Raw genomic sequence first — 18,209 nt, 5'->3', positions numbered from 1 at the left:
TCCCCTCAGGCGTCCTGGGCGTTCGGCAGGGCCAGGCGGGAAGTGTCCTCTTCCTGCTCCTCCTTGCCGACGCGGCCCTCGTTCAGGCGGGCGATGTCCTGCGCAGTGATGTCGCCGGTGACGTACACACCGTCGAAGCACGAAGCGTCGAAGCCCTCGATGCTGCCGTTGAGCGAACCCACGGCCTTCTTCATGGCGTTCACGTCCTGGTAGATCAGCGCGTCGCAGCCGATCGCCTGGCGGATCTCTTCCACCGTGCGGCCATGGGCGACCAGCTCGTTGCTGGTGGGCATGTCGATGCCGTACACGTTGGGGTAGCGCACCGGCGGCGCGGCGCTGGCGAGGTACACCTTGCGCGCGCCGGCGTCGCGGGCCATCTGCACGATCTCGCGCGAGGTCGTGCCGCGCACGATGGAGTCGTCCACGAGCAGCACGTTGCGGCCCTTGAATTCGCTGGCGATCACGTTGAGTTTCTGGCGCACCGACTTCTTGCGCACGCCCTGTCCCGGCATGATGAAGGTGCGGCCCACGTAGCGGTTCTTGACGAAACCCTCGCGGTACGGGATGCCGAGCAGGTGCGCGAGCTGCGTGGCGCTCGGGCGGCTGGACTCGGGGATCGGGATGATCACGTCGATCTCGCTGGGCGGCACCGTGGACACCACGCGCTTGGCCAGGGCCTCGCCGAGGTTCAGCCGCGCCTGGTACACGGAGATGCCGTCCAGCACGGAGTCGGGCCGTGCGAGGTAAACGAACTCGAAGATGCAGGGGTTGAGCTGCGGAGCCTGCGCGCACTGGCGGGCATGCACGGTGCCGTCGGGCGTGATGAACACGGCCTCGCCGGGTTGCACGTCGCGCTCGAACACGTGGTTGGTGCCTTCGAGCGCCACCGATTCGCTGCCCACCATCACGGTACCGTCGGCGCTGCGGCCGAGGCACATCGGGCGGATGCCGTGCGGATCGCGGAACGCCAGCAGGCCATGGCCCGCGATCAGCGCGATGACGGCATAAGAGCCCTTCACGCGCCGGTGCACGGCGGCCACCGCGGTGAAGACGTCCTCGACCTGCAGCGGAACGCCGCGCGTGGCGCGCTCGAGCTCGTGCGCGAACACGTTGAGCAGCACCTCGGAATCGCTCTCGGTGTTGGTGTGGCGATGGTCGGTGGAGAACAGCTCGGCCCGCAGCGACTGCGCATTGGTGAGGTTGCCGTTGTGCACCAGCACGATGCCGAACGGCGCGTTCACGTAGAAGGGCTGCGCCTCTTCCTCGCTGTAGGCATTGCCGGCCGTGGGATAGCGCACCTGGCCCAGGCCCACCGTGCCGGGCAGCGCGCGCATGTTGCGGGTGCGGAACACGTCGCGGACCATGCCCTTGGCCTTGTGCATGAAGAACTTGCGTTCCTGCTGCGTGACGATGCCCGCGGCATCCTGCCCCCGGTGCTGCAGCAGCAGCAAGGCGTCATAGATCAGCTGGTTGACGGGAGCCGTGCTGACCACACCGACGATTCCACACATAGTTAGCGTTCCATCCAGATGCGGGCCGTGCCCGCTATATCCCCAAAACCCGCCGCGGCGTCCTTTGCAGGGATGGCCGCCGCGCACGAAACAAACACCTTCACCCGGGCAGGTGCCGCCCGAGCGTTTCCGGCAGTGCCGGCTTCAGCACCGACAGCATCCCGGTCCATATGGGGACCGTTGCGGACTCTTTCCACCACACGGCCTCGTGGATCGGTGTCCACAGGGCCACGAGCGTGGCGGCCAGCAGCAGCACCAGGCCGCGCAGCAGGCCGAACGCCGCGCCGAGCGTCCGGTCCGCCGGCCGCAGGCCCACCGCCTCGATCAGCTTCTTGGCCAGCCACGCGACGAATCCGCAAGCGAACACCGTGCCCACGAAGACCAGCAGGAAACCCGCCGCATGGCGGATGGAGCCGGCCGACTCCGAGATCGGCAGCAGCGCCGCCGCATCGGCCGCCCACCACTGCGCAACGAAAAAAGCGACCACCCAGCCGGCCAGCGAAAGCACCTCGTACACCAGCCCGCGCCAGGCCCCCAGGAGCAGGGAGGCCAGCAACGCCGCCACGAAGATCCAGTCCAGCGCCGCCATGCCGCCCCGCTCCACGCGGGCTACAGCGCAAGCACCGAGGCCGAGAGGCCCAGGCCCTTGATGCGCGCCGCGGCCTTGTCCGCCTCCGCCTTGCTGGCGAAAGGCCCGACCCGCACCCGCGTGCGCTTGCCGTCCTTGGTATCCACCACCTGGGTATAGGTCTTGAGCCCCGCACGCTCCAGCGACTGGCGCACTTCGCGGGCCTTGTCGCCGTCCGCGAAAGCACCGACCTGCACGATCAGGCGCGCGCCGTCGTCGCCCTTGGGCGCGGCAGCAGATCCTTCCCGTCCTTCGAGAAGAGCTCGGGCGCGCGCCGCGTCGTCGCGGGATACGGCAGCAGGGGACGCCGCGGACGGGCGCGTCTCGGCCACTGCGGGCTTGGTGTCTGGCTTGGTCTCGTGGACGGGCTTCGCCGGCCTGGCCTCGGGCTTCGAGGCAGCGGCACGGCTCTCGGCATGGTGCGTTTCCTGCCGCGGCGCCGCAGCGGGTGACGGGACGGGAGCGGGCGCCTGGGGCGCCGGCGCAGCGGCGCTGCGCGACGGCTGGATCACCTCCTCGCCATCGGACAGCCCTGCCGTGGCCGGGGGAGCCGCCGGGGGCTTGGCTGCAGTGCCCGTGGCAGCCGGAGTGGACGCTGCCTGCGCCGCCTCGGGCACCACCAGGGGCGCCACCTTGTTGCGGTCGGGAATGTCGATCGGGATGTCCACGGGGATGGGCCGCGGCTGGGTATCGAACAGCATCGGGAAGCCCACGATGCCGGCCAGCACGAGGACGGCCGCGCCGATCAGGCGATGGCGGGCGCGCCGCCGCATCGCCTCGATGCTTTCCGCGGCCTGGGCGGCGCCTCCGCGTGACCGCTTGGCGGGCTTTGCGGGCTGCTCGGGCTGCTCCTTGCGGCCGGGCCAACGAAACTTGAAAAATGCCATGGATGCAGTGCGGGGAGTGCGCTGTCGGATGCTCAAGTGCCCAGGTGCTTGGCCTGCAGGCGGGGCGTTCCGTGGTGCAGCACACCGCCGACCGTATAGAAGGAGCCAAAGACCACGATTCTATCAGTCGGCTCCGCAGCGCCCACGGCCGCCTGCAGTGCCTGCCAGGGGTCCGGGTGCAGGCTGGTGCGCACTTCGCGGCGCCCGCCCGCGACGATCTGCAGGGCATTCCACTTCTGCTGCAGGGCGGCAGCGGTTTCGGCGCGTGGCGTCGGCAGGTCGGTGAAGTACCAGCGGTCCACCAGCGGGCCGATGCGGGCCAGCATGGGAGCGAGGTCCTTGTCTGCCATCGCACCGAAGACCGCGTGCGTGGTCGGGAAAAAGCCCATGGCGTCGAGGTTGGCGGTGAGCGCCGCCACCGAATGCGGGTTGTGGGCCACGTCCAGTACCAGCGTCGGCTGGCCCGGGACGATCTGGAAGCGTCCCGGCAGCTCCACCATGGCCAGGCCGGTGCGCACGGCCTGGGCAGTGATCGGCAGCCGGTCGCGCAGCGCCTCCAGCGCTGCCAGCACACCCGAGGCATTGACGAGCTGATTAGCGCCCCGCAGTGCCGGGTAGGCCAGCCCGGCATAGCGGCGGCCCCGTCCCGCCCAGGCCCACTGCTGCTTGTCGCCGGAAAAATTGAAGTCCTGGCCGAACTGCCACAGGTCGGCGCCGAGCGCGCGCGCGTGGTCCAGCACGCTCTGCGGTGCCATGGGGTCGCTCACGATGGCGGGGCGGCCCGGCCGCATGATGCCGGCCTTCTCCCGTCCGATGGATTCGCGGTCCGGCCCCAGGAATTCCGTGTGGTCGATGTCGATGCTGGTGATGACCGCGCAATCGGTATCCACGACGTTGGTGGCATCGAGCCGGCCGCCCAGGCCCACTTCCAGGATGGCGACGTCCAGGCCCGCCTGGCTCATGAGGCGCAGGATGGCGAGCGTGGTGAACTCGAAGTAGGACAGCGACACCTCCGCGCCGTCCTGCGTCCTGGCCGCCTCCACGGCCGCGAAGTGCTCCACCAGATCGTCCGCACCGACGCTCTCGCCGCGGATGCGGCAGCGCTCTTCGAACTTCACGAGGTGCGGGGAGGTATAGACACCGGTGCGGTAGCCCGATTGCAGCGCCACCGCCTCCAGCATGGCGCAGGTGGAGCCCTTGCCGTTCGTGCCGGCCACCGTGATCACGGGGCAGGCAAAGTGCAGCCCGAGCCGGCGCGCCACCTCGCCCACCCGCTCCAGGCCCATGTCGATGGTTTTCGGGTGGATGCGTTCGCAATGGGCCAGCCAGCCGTCCAGGGTGTCGAAAGTGGTGTGCATAGAGCCCGCGATTGTCGCCGAGGCGGGCTTGCAGGATGATCGGGCGCATGAGTACCCCCACCCCCATCGTCTATGGCATTCCCAACTGCGACACGGTCAAGAAGGCCCGCACGTGGCTCACGGAGCACGGCGTCGAGTACCGCTTCCACGACTTCAAGAAACAGGGCGTTCCGGCGGAGCGCCTCGCCGCCTGGATGGCGTCGCTGGGCTGGGAGCCCCTGGTGAACCGCCAGGGCACCACCTGGCGCAAGCTGGACCCGCAGGCCCAGGCCGCGGTGCGCGACCCGGCCAGCGCCGCCGCGTTGCTGCAGGCGCAGCCCAGCGCCATCAAGCGGCCGGTGGTGGAATGGACGGGTGATGCCGGCGGCGAGGTGACGGTGGGCTTCCAGGACGCCCGATGGAACGAACGGCTCGCAGCCGCCTCCAAGCGGTGACACGGCAACCGCTCCGCCGGAAAGACACCGAACTTTACGGAGTTTTACGTCCCTCCTCCGGCGGCTTCACGGCCGGCGCCTAAACTTTTCTACAGGCCGGAGCGTTGTATGCCGACCGAAAGGAGCTTCTCCATGAAAAAGATCATCGCCTGGACCGCCCTCGCCGCCATGGCGACCGCCGCAGCCACGAACGCGAGCGCCCAGGAACAGGGCCGGGTGCTCTCCGCGACGCCGGTCACCCAGCAGGTCGCCATCCCGCAGCAGGTGTGCGGCAACGAGACCATCTATTCAGAATCCCGCCCCACGGGGGCCGGCGCCGTGCTGGGCGCGGTCGCCGGCGGTGCCGCCGGCAATGCCATAGGCCATGGTGGCGGCCGGGTCGCCGCCACCGCCCTGGGCCTGATCGGCGGCGCGATACTGGGCAACAACATCGAGGGCAGCCGCCCCGAGTACCAGAACGTCACGCGCTGCTCCAACCAGACGCACTATGAAAACCGCGTGGTGGGCTACGACGTGCTGTATGAATATGCAGGCCGCCAGTACACCACGCGCACCCAGCACGATCCGGGCGCCTGGATTCCGCTGAGCGTCCAGCCCCTGGCGAGCGCACCGCAGCGCGCGCCGGTGTACAGCAGCACCACGACGACCTATGTGCAGCCCGGCGTGGTCGTGTCCACGCAGCCCGGCCCGCCGGCCTACGTGACGCCCCCGGCCGCCACGGTCATCGAGTACCGCGACGCCTACGGGCGGCCCTACGGCCCGCCGCCCGATCCCTACTGGCGCTGAGCCGGCGCGCACGGCATGCCATACCATGCCACGCGCCGCACCGCGACGAGGAGCCTCCGGGCTCCTTTTTCATGCCCGGGCCGCGGGCGGCCTGCGGGGCCCTGCCGGGGCATGCCGTGTAGGACGCGGCCGGACACGCTCTAGAATCTTCGGCTTCCGCCCTCTTCCTTCCCCCTTTCAGAGAACAGCGCATCCATGACGACCGAAAAGATCGACGGCGTGTCCGTCACCACCCGAGCCAACGTGTACTTCGACGGCAAGTGCGTGAGCCACGGCATCACCTTCCCCGACGGCACGAAGAAGTCGGTCGGCGTGATCCTGCCCGCCACCCTCACCTTCAACACGGGCGCGCCGGAGATCATGGAATGCGTGGGCGGCGCCTGCGAATACAAGCTGGACGGCACCGACGCGTGGGTGAAGTCCGGCGAGGGCGAGAAGTTCAGCGTGCCCGGCAACTCGAAGTTCGAGATCCGCGTGACCGAGGCCTACCATTACATCTGCCATTTCGGCTGAGCCGCGGCCGACACTGCTCCGCTGCCACCGACGCACCCGACAAGACCCGAGATTTCCATGGCGACCATCCTCCAGAACCTCCCCGCCGGCCAGAAGGTCGGCATCGCCTTCTCCGGCGGCCTCGACACCAGCGCGGCCCTGCGCTGGATGAAGAACAAGGGCGCCCTGCCCTACGCCTACACCGCCAACCTGGGCCAGCCGGACGAGCCCGACTACGACGCCATCCCGCGCAAGGCGATGGAATACGGCGCCGAGAAAGCCCGCCTGATCGACTGCCGCACGCAACTGGCCCACGAAGGCATCGCAGCCCTGCAGGCCGGCGCCTTCCACGTGCGCACCGCCGGTGCCACCTACTTCAACACCACGCCGCTGGGCCGCGCCGTCACGGGCACGATGCTGGTGGCCGCCATGAAGGAAGACGATGTCCACATCTGGGGCGACGGCTCGACCTTCAAGGGCAACGACATCGAGCGCTTCTACCGCTACGGCCTGCTGACCAACCCGTCGCTCAAGATCTACAAGCCCTGGCTCGACCAGCTGTTCATCGACGAGCTGGGCGGCCGCGCCGAAATGTCGGCCTTCATGACGAAGGAAGGCTTCGGCTACAAGATGAGCGCCGAGAAGGCCTACTCCACCGACTCGAACATGCTGGGCGCCACGCACGAGGCCAAGGACCTGGAGTTCCTCAACAGCGGCATGCGCATCGTGAACCCGATCATGGGCGTTGCGTTCTGGAAGGACGACGTGGTCGTCAAGGCCGAGGAAGTCTCGGTGCGCTTCGAGGAAGGCCAGCCCGTGGCCCTGAACGGCGTCGAGTTCAACGACCCGGTGGAGCTGTTCCTGGAAGCCAACCGCATCGGCGGCCGCCACGGCCTGGGGATGTGCGACCAGATCGAGAACCGCATCATCGAGGCCAAGAGCCGCGGCATCTACGAAGCCCCGGGCCTCGCGCTGCTGCACATCGCCTACGAGCGCCTGGTGAGCGGCATCCACAACGAGGACACGATCGAGCAGTACCGCGTGAACGGCCTGAAGCTCGGCCGCCTGCTCTACCAGGGCCGCTGGTTCGACCCGCAGGCCATCATGCTGCGCGAGACCGCCCAGCGCTGGGTGGCCCGCGCCGTCACCGGCACCGTGACGCTGGAGCTGCGCCGCGGCAACGACTACTCCATCCTGAACACCGAATCGCCCAACCTGACGTACGCGCCCGAGCGCCTGTCGATGGAAAAGGTGGAAGACGCGCCGTTCAGCCCGGCGGACCGGATCGGCCAGCTGACCATGCGCAACCTGGATATCGTGGACACGCGCGCCAAGCTCGGCGTGTATGCGCAGGCGGGCCTGCTGTCGCTGGGCGGCAATGCCGCGCTGGCGCAGTTGGGCGACGACAGCGACCGGAAATAACGCAGCGGCCCTGCCGTCCGCGGCAGGCCCGCTCCCGCAGAAACCGCTCCGCCGCGAGGCCGGGCGGTTTTTTTTTACGCCCGGCGGCACGGACCTTGCGGCTGGCTCAGACCACCACGGGCTCGGGCTCGAGCCGGATGCCGAAGCGCTCATAGACGCTCGTCTGGATGGCCCTGGCGAGCGTCATCACCTCGCCGCCCGTGACACTGTCGCCGCCGCGGCCCCGGTTGACCAGCACCAGGGCCTGCTTCTCGTACACCCCGGCCTTGCCCACCGTCTTGCCCTTCCAGCCGCAGGCATCGATGAGCCAGCCGGCCGCGAGCTTGATGGTGCCGTCCGGCATCGGGTAGTGCACGATCTTCGGGTCGCGCGCGATGATGTCCGAGCACTGCTCGGGCGTCACGGTCGGGTTCTTGAAGAAGCTGCCCGCATTGCCGAGCACGGCGGGATCGGGCAGCTTGGCGCGGCGCACCTCGCACACCCAGTCGAAGATCTGGCGGGCCGTGGGCTGCTCCACGCCTGCCTCCTGGCGCTTGCGCTCCAGGTCGAGGTAGCCCAGCTCCGGCCTCCAGGGCTTGGGCAGGCGGAAGCGGACATGGGTGATGACCGCACGGCCCGCCAGGCCCATCCCCCGGGGCAGGCCGGTGTCGGCACCGGTGCCGGCGGGTGCGTGCTTGAAGACGGAATCCCGGTAGCCGAAGGCGCACTGGGCCGAGTCCAGCGAGAACGAGCGCCCCGTGGCGAGGTCGATGGCGTCCAGCGAGTCGAAACGGTCCTGCAGCTCGACGCCGTACGCGCCGATGTTCTGCACGGGAGCGGCCCCCACGGTGCCGGGGATGAGGGCCAGGTTCTCCAGCCCGGGAAAGCCGTGCTCGAGCGTCCAGGCGACCGCGTCGTGCCAGCGCACGCCCGCGCCGGCCTCCACGATCCAGGCGCGCGGGGTTTCCTCGACCAGCCGGATGCCCGGAATCTCCATCTTGAGCACGACGGGCTTCACGTCGCCCGTGAGCACGATGTTGCTGCCCCCGCCCAGCACGAACAGGGGGCCGGCACCGAGCTGCGGATCGGCGAGCAGCGCCCGCACGTCGTCGGCCGAGCGCGCGCGCACCAGCGTATGGGCGCGCGCCACGATGCCGAAGGTGTTGCAGGCCTGCAGGGGGACGTTTTTCTCGACTAACATCCACCGGATTGTCGCATTCGGGCCTCGCCGGCGAGGCCCCCCACCCGAGATACCGAGAGCGAAGCCATGCCTTCTTTTGATACCGTCTGTGAAGCCAACCTCGTGGAAGTGAAGAACGCCGTGGAGAACTCGGCCAAGGAAATCGGCACCCGCTTCGATTTCAAGGGCACCTCCGCCGCGATCGAGATCAAGGACAAGGAAATCACCCTCTTCGGCGATGCCGAGTTCCAGTTGCAGCAGGTCGAGGACATCCTGCGCAACAAGCTCACCAAGCGCAACGTGGACGTCCGCTTCCTCGACAAGGGCGACGTGCAGAAGATCGGCGGCGACAAGGTCAAGCAGGTCATCAAGGTGCGCAACGGCATCGAGAGCGAGCTGGCCAAGAAGATCCAGAAGCTCGTCAAGGAGAGCAAGATCAAGGTGCAGGCCGCGATCCAGGAAGAGAAAGTGCGCGTGACCGGCGCCAAGCGCGACGACCTGCAGGCCGTGATGGCACTGATCCGCAAGGACATCACCGACGTGCCGCTGTCCTTCGACAACTTCCGCGACTGACGGGTTGCCAGCGCCCGCCCACACCGCCATGCCCCCCCTTCCCGACGCCCAGACCCAGACCCAGACCCAGGCCCTGGCGCCGCGCATGGTGCGGGCGGCGTGCGCCGCCTGTGCGCTGGCATGGCTCGCGCCGCTTCCGGCGGCATCCCAGTCGATCGCGCTCACGGGCATCCTGGGCGCCAAGGCGCTGCTGGTGGTCGATGGCGGCGCGCCCCGCGCGCTGGCCGCGGGGGAATCGCTCGGCGGCGTGAAGGTGGTGTCCGTCGGCCCCGACGATGCCGTGCTGGAAACCTCCGCTGGACGCCGCACCGTGCGGCTGGGCGAGGCGCCGGTGAGCGTGGGCAGCCGGGGCGCGGGCACGGGGCGCACCGTGGTGCTCATCGCCGACGGCCGCGGGCATTTCTCGGGCACCGGCACGGTCAACGGCCGCAGCATGCAATACCTCGTGGACACGGGCGCGAGCATGGTGGCCATCGGCCAGCCCGATGCCGATCGCCTGGGCCTGGACTACCGCAGCGGCCAGCCCGTGACGGTAGGCACCGCCAACGGCACGGCCCGCGGCTGGCGCCTGCGGCTCGACTCCCTCCGGCTGGGCGACGTGGAGCTGTTCGGCGTGGACGCCATCGTCACGCCGCAGGGCATGCCCTATGTACTGCTGGGCAACAGCGCCCTCAACGAATTCCAGATGAACCGGTCGGGTGACCGGCTGGTGCTGGAAAAGCGGCACTAGGGCCTGTCGACGCGATGCCCTTCCCCCCGCCCTCGTCATCCCGCCCCGCGGCGCTCCATGCGGAGGGCCCCGACAGCGAATACGAAGACCTGCTCGGCCTGTGGTCCGACCTGGAATCGGCGCTGTCCGTCCTGCTCTCCCGGCCCGGCAGCGTGGTGGGCTTCCCCGCCAAGATGCGCCAGTGCGACGCCTGGCTGCAGGACCTCGTCGCGCACGACACGGACGCGGCGCTGTACCTGATGTTCCAGCTCGCGGCCACGTCCAGCGTGGGCTACAGCGCCTCGCACGCGCTGGTGTGCGGCACGCTCTGCCACATCCTCGCGCACGAGCTGCAGCTGCCGCCCGCCGAACGCGACAGCCTGGTGCGCGCGGCGATGACGATGAACATCGGCATGACGGCCCTGCAGGACGAACTGGCCAACCAGCGGGAGCGCCCTTCGTCCACCCAGCAGAAAGCCATCGACGAACACCCCCGGCACAGCCGGATCCTGCTGGAGCAGTTGGGCGTCGGCGACGCGCTGTGGCTCGAAGTGGTGGGCCACCACCATGCGCCGCTCGCCGAGGGCGATGTGCGCGCGCTCGCCACCCTGCCGGCGGCGCGGCGGCTCACCCGCATCCTGGGCACGATCGACCGCTACGCGGCCATGATCAGCCCCCGCAAGTCCCGGGCGGGGCGCAGTGCCACGGATTCGGTGCGCGCCATCGTGGGCCACGACGACGAGCGCCGCGACGAGGTCACGTATGCGCTGGTGCGCTCGGTCGGGCTGTGCCCGCCGGGCACGTTCGTGCGGCTGGACAATGGCGAGACCGCGCTGGTGCTGCGCCGCAGCGAGAAGATCAATTCACCGCTGGTGGCCAGCGTGATAGACCGCGAGGGGGAGCAGAGGCGCCAGCCCGCGCTGCACCAGACGGCCACCGGGCGCCCGCGCATCCAGTCGGCGCTGGCACGCTCGGCCGTGCAGGTGGAACTGGACCACCGCCTGCTGGTGCGCCTGGGCCTCTATGCCGCCCGCCAGTACCGGGGCATCGCCGGCCTGGTGGGCGCGCCCGGCGCCCCCCGCTGATCAGGACTTGCCCTTGCTGCCCAGGCGCGATTCGGTGCCGGCGACAAGGCGGCGGATGTTCTCGCGGTGGCGCCAGACGAGCAGTGCCGACATGGCGGTGATGGCCACGCCCACCGGTGGCTCGGCATACCAGGCCACGCCGCCGCCGAGCACGTAGTAGAGCGGCGCGAAGACCGCCGCGACCAGCGAGGCCAGGGACGAATAGCGGAAGAAGAACGCGATGATGATCCAGGTGAGCAGCGTGGCCAGGCCCAGCCAGACGCTCACGCCCATCAGCACGCCCAGGGCCGTGGCGACGCCCTTGCCCCCCTCGAAGCGGAAGAACACCGGCCAGAGATGGCCGAGGAAGGCGGCCAGCCCCACGAGCGCGACCGTGCCGTCCCCCAGCCCGTAGCGCGGGCCGAACGCCTGGGCCAGCACCACCGGCAGCCACCCCTTGAGTGCGTCGAACAGCAGCGTCACCACCGCGGCCGCCTTGCTGCCCGAGCGCAGCACGTTGGTGGCGCCCGGGTTCTTGCTTCCGTAGGTGCGCGGATCACTGAGCCCCATCGCGCGGCTCACGATGACGGCGAAGGAGAGCGAACCCAGCAGGTAGGCGGCGAGCGTGGCCAGGAGGGAATAGACGGCGGTCAAGATCGTGTCCTTGTGGTGGAGCGGAGCGCGGCGTCGGCCGCCGCGCACGGGCCGGCTATTCTGCCAGCGCGCACTGCACGGCCCGGGCGCCCAGGGCCTGCACGCAGACCGCGGGATCGAGCTGCACCAGGAAGCCCCGGCGCCCGCCGTTGATCGCGATGCGCGGGAGCGCCAGGATGGTCTCCTCCACGTACACCGGCATCTCGCGCCGCGTGCCGAAGGGCGAGGTGCCGCCGACGAGGTAGCCGCTGTGGCGGTTCGCCACCTCGGGCTTGCAAGGCTCCACCGACTTGGCGCCGATCTGGCGGGCCAGGTTCTTGGTGGAGACCTTGCGGTCGCCGTGCATGAGCACGATCAGCGGGCGGGCATCCTGGTCCTGCATCACCAGCGTCTTGACGACCATGTGCTCGTCCAGCCCCAGTTGCCGCGCCGACTCGGCCGTGCCCCCATGCTCCACGTATTCGTAGGGATGCTCGGTGAACGCCACCCCGTGGCGGCGCAGGAACTGCGTGGCCGGCGTTTCGCTGACGTGGGCGCCGGCCCGGTCCTTGCGGCTCACAGCGCCGGGTCCCGGATGTCCCAGCGGATCGCGTCGATGGCCGCCAGCAGTTCGGGCGAAAGCTGCGTGTTCCAGGCGGCGATGTCCTCCTCCAGCTGGGCCAGGGAAGTCACGCCGATGATGGTGCTGGCCACCCGCCAGTTGCGGTAGCAGAAGGCCAGCGCCATCTGCGTGGGCGTCAGGCCGTTGTCGCGGGCGAGCTGGTTGTAGCGGCGCGCGGCGGCCAGCGCTTCGGGCCGGCCCCATCGCTGCTTGCGCACCGACTCGTAGCGGGCGATGCGCGCGCCCTGCGGTGCGCCCGGGTCGGTCGGCGCGTGCTGGTCGTACTTGCCGGTCAGCAGGCCGAAGCCCAGCGGCGAATAGGCCAGCAGCGACACGCCCAGGCGATGGCAGGTTTCGTCCATCGCGTTGTCCCAGGTGCGGTTGATCAGGCAGTACGGGTTCTGCACCGTCGCCACGCGCGGCAGGCCGTGCTCCTCGGCCAGCCGCACGAATTCGTGCACGCCATAAGGCGTCTCGTTGGACAGGCCCACATAGCGCACCTTGCCGGCCTGCACCAGCTTCGCGAGGGCTTCGAGCTGCTCGCGGATGGGCGTCGTGGAGGTTTCCTTCTGCGGGTCGTAGTACAGGGTGCCGAAGGCGGGCACGTGGCGCTCGGGCCAGTGGATCTGGTAGAGATCGATCACGTCGGTCTGCAGGCGGCGCAGGCTGCCCTCGCAGGAGGCCTGGATGTCGGCCGCCGTCATCCCCTTGCCCTCGCGCACCCAGGGCATGCCGCGCGAAGGGCCGGCCACCTTGGTGGCGAGCACGACCTTGCCGCGGGCGCCCGGGTTCTTCGCGAACCAGCGGCCGATGATGGACTCGGTGGCGCCGTAGGTTTCGGCGCGCGCCGGCACGGCGTACATCTCGGCCGTGTCGATGAAGTCGATGCCGGCCGCCAGCGAGCGGTCGAGGATGGCATGGGCGTCGGCTTCGCCCACCTGCTCGCCGAAGGTCATGGTCCCGAGGCAGATCGGGGAGACCTGGAGCGCGCTCGCGCCCAACGTGACTTTTTGCATGGAATAAGGCCTACAAGCTGCGAAAGTGGCTGGGGAGAATAATGGATTTTCACGAACGCCGCAGACCGCCCCATGCCCGAAGGCCCGTCCCTCGTCCTGCTCAAGGAAGCCGCCCGCCCGCTCGCCGAGGGCCGCAGGATCGAGCGGGCGTCGGGCAACACCACCGCTATCGATATGGCGGCCCTGACCGGGCGCCGCGTCGTCTCCGTGCGCACCTGGGGCAAGCACTTCCTGCTCGAGCTGGACAGCGGCTGCACGGTGCGCGTGCATTTCCTGCTCTTCGGCTCCTTCCGCATCGATGATCCAAAGGACACTCCCGCCCGGCTCAGCCTGGGATTCGAGGGCGGGCATGCGATCGACTTCTATGCGTGCTCGGTCCGGCCGGTCGAGGGGCCGCTGGACGATGCCTACGACTGGCGCGCGGACGTCATGTCCGACGCCTGGGACCCGGCGCTCGCCCGCAGGCGCCTGCGGGCCCGTCCCGAGCTTCTCGCCTGCGACGCGCTGCTCGACCAGGACGTGTTCGCGGGCGTGGGCAACATCATCAAGAACGAGGTGCTCTTCCGCATCCGCGTGCATCCGTGCTCGCCCGTGGGCGCCCTGCCCGCCGCGCGCCTGCGCGAGCTCGTGGCGCAGGCGCGGGACTATGCGTTCGAGTTCCTGGAGTGGAAGCGCCAGGGCGTGCTGCGGCGCCACTGGCTGGCCCACCGCCAGTCCGAATGCCCGCGCTGCCACATACCCTTCGAAAAGCGCAAGCTGGGGCGCACCGCGCGCATCGCCTACTACTGCGAACGCTGCCAGGAACTGTTCGGCCCGACTTAGGGTGCCGCGCCTTGTCCCAGCCTTGACTGCCGCGCCCGCCCGGCATGCCAATAATCCGGGCATGTACCAGCCCCTCCGAACCTCGCGCAGCGAACGGTTGCCCATCCGCACCCTCCAGTACCACGTCCGGCTGTGGGAGGCTGCAGATACCGCGGCGACGGCGCCGCCGCTGGTGATGGTGCACGGCTGGATGGACGTGGGCGCGTCCTACCAGTTCGTGGTCGATGCCTTCGGCGCGGAATTCGCGAGCGCGCGGCGCATCATCGCGCCCGACTGGCGCGGCTTCGGGCATAGCATGCCGCCCGGACGATGCGACCACTACGCCTTCGCCGATTACCTCGCCGACCTGGACCGGCTGCTGGACCACTATGCGCCCGACGGCCCGGTGGACCTCGTCGGCCACAGCATGGGCGGCAACGTGGCGATGGCCTATGCCGGCGTGCGGCCCGGCCGCATCCGGCGCCTGGTCAACCTGGAAGGCTTCGGCCTGCCCGCTACCGAGCCCGCGCAGGCGCCCGCGCGCTACGCCCAATGGCTGGACGAACTGCGCACGCTGGAGGCCGGCGGCATGGAGCTCAAGCGCTACGAGAGCGCAGAGGCCGTCGCGGGCCGCCTCATGAAGACCAATCCGCGTCTCGGCCGCGACCAGGCGCAATGGCTGGCGCGCGAGTGGGCGGAGCCGGACGGCGCCGGCGGGTGGCGCATCCTGGGCGATGCCGCCCACAAGGTCGTCAACCCCCTGCTCTACCGGGTGGAAGAAGCCCTGGCCCTGTATGCCGGCATCTCCGCCCCCGTCCTGGCGGTGGAGGCGAGCGACGACAGCATGGGCCAGTGGTGGAAGGGCCGCTATTCGCTCGAGGAATACCACCGGCGGCTGGAGCACGTGCGCGACTGCCGCACCGCGGTGGTGCAGGATGCCGGCCACATGCTGCACCACGACCAGCCGGCCGTGGTGGCGCGGCTCATCGAGGACTTCCTGCAGGCCTGACGCCCAACCCTGCCCTGCCCCGCGATGCGCGGCGAGGGAGTGCGAAGGGACATTGGAGGCCCGGCCCCGCGCCCATGAGAAAATCGCCGGTTACACCAACGAACCGCAAGACAGGACAGCACCATGGACGCAGAACGCATCAACCTCATCGGCACCACCCTCGAAGACCTCTCGCAGCGCACGCAAGAGTTACGGAGGTATCTTTGACTTCGATGCCAAGTTCGAACGCCTGCGCACGGTAAACGCCTCGCTGGAAGACCCGTCCGTCTGGAACGACCCGAAGAAGGCCCAGGAACTGGGCAAGGAACAGAAGTCCCTCTCCGCCGTCGTGGTCACGCTCGACAAGCTCACACGCGAGCTTGCGGACAACGCCGAGCTCTATGAGATGAGCAAGGAAGAAGGCGACGAGGCCGGCCTGCTCACCATCGAGGCCGAAACGGCCAAGCTGCGCCCGCTCATCGAGGAGCTGGAATTCCGCCGCATGTTCAGCAACGAGGCCGATCCGCTGAACTGCTTCGTCGATATCCAGGCCGGCGCCGGCGGCACCGAGGCCTGCGACTGGGCCGGCATGCTGCTGCGCCAGTACCTCAAGTACGCCGAGCGCAAGGGCTTCAAGGCGACGGTGGAAGACGAGACACCGGGCGACGTCGCCGGCATCAAGAGCGCCACAATCAAGATCGAGGGCGAGTACGCCTACGGCCTGCTGCGCACCGAGACCGGCGTGCACCGCCTCGTGCGCAAGAGCCCGTTCGATTCGTCCGGCGGCCGCCACACGAGCTTCGCATCGCTCTTCGTCTATCCCGAGATCGACGACTCGATCGAGATCAACATCAACCCGGCCGACGTGCGCACCGACACCTTCCGCGCATCGGGCGCGGGCGGGCAGCACATCAACAAGACCGATTCGGCCGTGCGCCTCACGCACATCCCGACCGGCATCGTCGTGCAGTGCCAGGACGGCCGCAGCCAGCACAGCAACCGCGATGTTGCCTGGCAGCGCCTGCGCTCGCGCCTCTACGACTTCGAGATGCGCAAGCGCATGGAAGAGCAGCAGAAGCTGGAAGACACGAAGACCGACGTGGGCTGGGGCCACCAGATCCGCAGCTACGTGCTCGACAACAGCCGCATCAAGGACCTGCGCACCAACGTCGAAGTCTCCGCCACCCAGAAGGTGCTGGACGGCGACCTCGACGTGTTCATCGAAGCCTCCCTCAAGCAGGGCGTTTGAGGCCAGCATGAAGTTGACTCGCGTGGAGGCACGCCATTGTTTCAGTCTGGAAGACGTGGGCGTAGCCCTGTCTCCTGGCGTGACGGTGCTCGTGGGGCCAAACGCGACGGGCAAGACCAACTTCGTGCGCACGCTGGAGTTCCTGCGCGATGCCGTGCGCGACGGATTGGACCATGCTGTCGCAGCGCGCGGCGGCATTGGTCGCCTGCGACAGCACAGCGGAGAAGCGGACATACCCGGTTTGGTGGAAATTGGTATCCATGCCACGCAGTCTTTCAGGAAGAACGCGAATCGGCACGCGCACTATGTACTGAAAATCGACAGCGCCGCCGATGGTAACTACCGTGTGGCCAGCGAGGATGCAACCTACCACCACGAAGAACTCTTCCCGCAGGACGATTCGCAGCAGGTATGGGACTGGGAAGTGTACGAACTTGGTTTCACCCGGGATGGGGCGGGACAGATCCTGAGGAAGAACATCTCCCCCAATACCCCCATCACAATCGAAGATCAGCAGCGCTTGGCGCTAGGCGCCCTGCTGGAAGAGACCAGGATGTTCGGCCTCGATGAGTTGGGAAAGCCGCTGGAGCGGCACATCCTGCGCTGGAGATTTTCCTCGCTCTATCCCAACATCCTGCGGCAAGTCACCACTCTGCACGCAGACACGAGCCTGCGCGAAGACGGCAGCAACTGGGTCTCCGTCATCCGATCCGCACAACGCACGGAAGAAGGTCGCCAGATGCTGGAGCGCATCTACGAAATGATGCGCGTAGTGCTGCCCGATTTCAGGGATGTGGCGGTCACGCCCGTGGGTAGCTACCTCATCCCCTTTTTTCGCTTCGGCAAGAACGGGGAAACGGAGCGGCAATTCGATCCGGCTCAGCTCTCCGACGGCACGCTGCGAGTCTTTGGCATCCTGCTCTCGCTTTATCAGGCGCCCACGCCCTCACTGATCGTGATAGAGGAACCCGAGCAGACTGTGCATCCGGCTGTTCTTTCCATGCTCGCCGAAGCCTTCAAGGAGGTGGCGGAACTGACGCAGATCGTCGTCACCACACACAGTCCGCAATTGATTGAGCATTTTGAACCAGACAACATCCGCATCGTCACCATGCAAGACGGCGTCACGCACATCGCCCCTATCAAGGCGTCGCAGCGGGAGGCCGTACAACGCGGCCTCATGACGCTGGGCGAGTTCATGGCGGCTGAAGGCCTTCAGCCGGAAGAAGCTCCATGACCGCGATCCGCCAAAGGCTGCTGCCCATCGTGGAAGGCGAAGGCGACGAGCGCGCAGTCCCCGTACTGCTGCGGCGCATCCTTGAACACCATGGACGTTATGACGTACAGGTATTGAAACCGCAGCGCCGGGGCGAACTGCCCAGGGTGAAGGCCAATTTCGCCCGGTTTTTCGAAGCAGCCATTCTGGAAGATGCGGCCGTGCTGTGCGTTCTGGATTTCGATTGCGAGTGGTGCATCGACGCGGAGCATGAAGAGCGGAACCTCAAGGCCATGGCGCATGACATCCGAGCTGATCATCCTTTCGAGGCCTGTTTTATCGTCAAGGAGTTCGAATCGCTGTTCCTGTGCGATGAGGCGACCACACGCCTGGCCCTGCCGGCCATCTCGTCCGAGGCCGCCTTCCCGACCGATCCTGAGGGTGTAAGAGACGCCAAAGGCTGGCTTTCCGCCGCCCAACCCAAGGGCATGGCCTACAAACCCACCACGCATCAGGCAAAAATAGCGTCCCAGCTGAACCTGACGCACCTCGCGCAGCATTCGCCGAGCTTCCAGCGCCTCGACCGCGCAGTACTGAATCTCGTCCAATGACCCTTACTTCCCGCACGCTTGCCGTGAAACGGCTCGTGCCCTATTTGGAG

At 68.3% G+C, this 18,209-nt stretch carries 20 protein-coding genes; 12 read left to right on the top strand and 8 right to left on the bottom strand.

The genetic code is table 11. The features are described 5' to 3' along the window. Positions 1–5 precede the first annotated feature (5 nt). The 4 genes from purF to folC all read right to left on the bottom strand — a co-directional run bounded on the left by purF (position 6) and on the right by folC (position 4,384). The gene (gene purF / locus ACAV_RS08915; protein ID WP_013594238.1) at positions 6–1,511 is read right to left on the bottom strand and encodes an amidophosphoribosyltransferase; all 1,506 of its coding nucleotides are present in this window, start codon (positions 1,509–1,511) and stop codon (positions 6–8) included. A 100-nt stretch (positions 1,512–1,611) separates the two neighbouring features. Then, the gene (locus ACAV_RS08910) at positions 1,612–2,100 is read right to left on the bottom strand and encodes a CvpA family protein (protein WP_013594237.1); all 489 of its coding nucleotides are present in this window, start codon (positions 2,098–2,100) and stop codon (positions 1,612–1,614) included. Positions 2,101–2,120: 20 nt separating this feature from the next. Beyond that, entirely contained in the window at positions 2,121–3,026 is a 906-nt protein-coding gene (locus tag ACAV_RS08905) for an SPOR domain-containing protein (protein ID WP_013594236.1), read from the bottom strand. A gap of 32 nt (positions 3,027–3,058) precedes the next feature. After that, positions 3,059–4,384, bottom strand: a complete 1,326-nt coding sequence (gene folC / locus ACAV_RS08900; RefSeq protein ID WP_013594235.1) for a bifunctional tetrahydrofolate synthase/dihydrofolate synthase — start codon at positions 4,382–4,384, stop codon at positions 3,059–3,061. A 35-nt stretch (positions 4,385–4,419) separates the two neighbouring features. Here folC and ACAV_RS08895 point away from each other — a divergent pair, with 35 nt between their 5' ends. The 4 genes from ACAV_RS08895 to argG all read left to right on the top strand — a co-directional run bounded on the left by ACAV_RS08895 (position 4,420) and on the right by argG (position 7,518). Further along, complete coding sequence (locus ACAV_RS08895) at positions 4,420–4,818, top strand: ArsC family reductase (RefSeq protein WP_013594234.1); 399 nt, start codon at positions 4,420–4,422, stop codon at positions 4,816–4,818. Positions 4,819–4,950: 132 nt separating this feature from the next. Then, positions 4,951–5,604 carry a glycine zipper 2TM domain-containing protein gene (locus ACAV_RS08890; RefSeq protein ID WP_013594233.1) on the top strand — a complete coding sequence of 218 codons (654 nt, stop codon included), beginning with the start codon at positions 4,951–4,953 and terminating at the stop codon, positions 5,602–5,604. Between the two features lie 195 nt (positions 5,605–5,799). Next, the gene (gene ppnP / locus ACAV_RS08885; RefSeq protein WP_013594232.1) at positions 5,800–6,117 is read left to right on the top strand and encodes a pyrimidine/purine nucleoside phosphorylase; all 318 of its coding nucleotides are present in this window, start codon (positions 5,800–5,802) and stop codon (positions 6,115–6,117) included. A gap of 57 nt (positions 6,118–6,174) precedes the next feature. Then, positions 6,175–7,518, top strand: coding sequence for an argininosuccinate synthase (gene argG, locus ACAV_RS08880; protein ID WP_013594231.1), 1,344 nt, complete (start codon positions 6,175–6,177; stop codon positions 7,516–7,518). A 106-nt stretch (positions 7,519–7,624) separates the two neighbouring features. On the opposite strand, the gene murB is transcribed toward argG, so the two are convergent. Continuing rightward, positions 7,625–8,698 carry a UDP-N-acetylmuramate dehydrogenase gene (gene murB, locus ACAV_RS08875; RefSeq protein WP_013594230.1) on the bottom strand — a complete coding sequence of 358 codons (1,074 nt, stop codon included), beginning with the start codon at positions 8,696–8,698 and terminating at the stop codon, positions 7,625–7,627. A gap of 66 nt (positions 8,699–8,764) precedes the next feature. On the opposite strand from murB, the gene ACAV_RS08870 reads away from it, so the two are divergent. From ACAV_RS08870 to ACAV_RS08860, 3 genes are all read left to right on the top strand, one after another. After that, positions 8,765–9,250 (top strand): YajQ family cyclic di-GMP-binding protein, encoded by a 486-nt coding sequence (locus ACAV_RS08870; protein ID WP_011794984.1) that lies wholly within the window; start codon positions 8,765–8,767, stop codon positions 9,248–9,250. Between the two features lie 85 nt (positions 9,251–9,335). After that, positions 9,336–9,980 carry a retropepsin-like aspartic protease family protein gene (locus ACAV_RS08865; protein ID WP_041829088.1) on the top strand — a complete coding sequence of 215 codons (645 nt, stop codon included), beginning with the start codon at positions 9,336–9,338 and terminating at the stop codon, positions 9,978–9,980. Between the two features lie 14 nt (positions 9,981–9,994). Then, a complete protein-coding gene (locus ACAV_RS08860) occupies positions 9,995–11,044 on the top strand; it encodes an HD-GYP domain-containing protein (RefSeq protein WP_013594228.1) in 1,050 nt (349 codons plus the stop codon). On the opposite strand, the gene plsY is transcribed toward ACAV_RS08860, so the two are convergent. The 3 genes from plsY to ACAV_RS08845 are packed head-to-tail and all read right to left on the bottom strand — an operon-like array spanning position 11,045 to position 13,294. Continuing rightward, entirely contained in the window at positions 11,045–11,677 is a 633-nt protein-coding gene (plsY, locus tag ACAV_RS08855) for a glycerol-3-phosphate 1-O-acyltransferase PlsY (protein WP_013594227.1), read from the bottom strand. Positions 11,678–11,732: 55 nt separating this feature from the next. Continuing rightward, complete coding sequence (gene ybaK / locus ACAV_RS08850; protein ID WP_013594226.1) at positions 11,733–12,236, bottom strand: Cys-tRNA(Pro) deacylase; 504 nt, start codon at positions 12,234–12,236, stop codon at positions 11,733–11,735. Then, on the bottom strand, positions 12,233–13,294 hold the full coding sequence (locus ACAV_RS08845; protein ID WP_013594225.1) for an aldo/keto reductase: 1,062 nt from the start codon (positions 13,292–13,294) through the stop codon (positions 12,233–12,235). Before ACAV_RS08845 ends, ybaK begins: the two co-directional genes overlap by 4 nt. Before the next feature lie 72 nt (positions 13,295–13,366). Between ACAV_RS08845 and ACAV_RS08840 the strand changes: the two genes are divergently transcribed. The 5 genes from ACAV_RS08840 (at position 13,367) to ACAV_RS08820 (ending at position 18,159) form a co-directional block, all read left to right on the top strand. After that, a complete protein-coding gene (locus ACAV_RS08840; RefSeq protein ID WP_013594224.1) occupies positions 13,367–14,116 on the top strand; it encodes a DNA-formamidopyrimidine glycosylase family protein in 750 nt (249 codons plus the stop codon). Between the two features lie 61 nt (positions 14,117–14,177). Then, the gene (locus ACAV_RS08835) at positions 14,178–15,104 is read left to right on the top strand and encodes an alpha/beta fold hydrolase (protein ID WP_013594223.1); all 927 of its coding nucleotides are present in this window, start codon (positions 14,178–14,180) and stop codon (positions 15,102–15,104) included. Positions 15,105–15,227: 123 nt separating this feature from the next. Further along, positions 15,228–16,332, top strand: a protein-coding gene (gene prfB / locus ACAV_RS08830) for a peptide chain release factor 2 (protein WP_013594222.1) whose coding sequence is annotated in 2 segments (ribosomal slippage) — positions 15,228–15,308 and positions 15,310–16,332 — 1,104 coding nt in all. Because the reading frame shifts where the segments join, the coding sequence is not laid out codon by codon here. 7 nt (positions 16,333–16,339) lie between these two features. Further along, entirely contained in the window at positions 16,340–17,569 is a 1,230-nt protein-coding gene (locus ACAV_RS08825; RefSeq protein WP_013594221.1) for an AAA family ATPase, read from the top strand. Next, positions 17,566–18,159, top strand: coding sequence for a DUF4276 family protein (locus ACAV_RS08820; protein WP_013594220.1), 594 nt, complete (start codon positions 17,566–17,568; stop codon positions 18,157–18,159). The genes ACAV_RS08825 and ACAV_RS08820 overlap by 4 nt, the downstream gene beginning before the upstream one ends. Positions 18,160–18,209 lie beyond the last annotated feature (50 nt).

Source organism: Paracidovorax avenae ATCC 19860, assembly GCF_000176855.2.
GTDB lineage: Bacteria > Pseudomonadota > Gammaproteobacteria > Burkholderiales > Burkholderiaceae_C > Paracidovorax > Paracidovorax avenae.
This window is presented reverse-complemented; position numbering and strand designations above follow the sequence as displayed.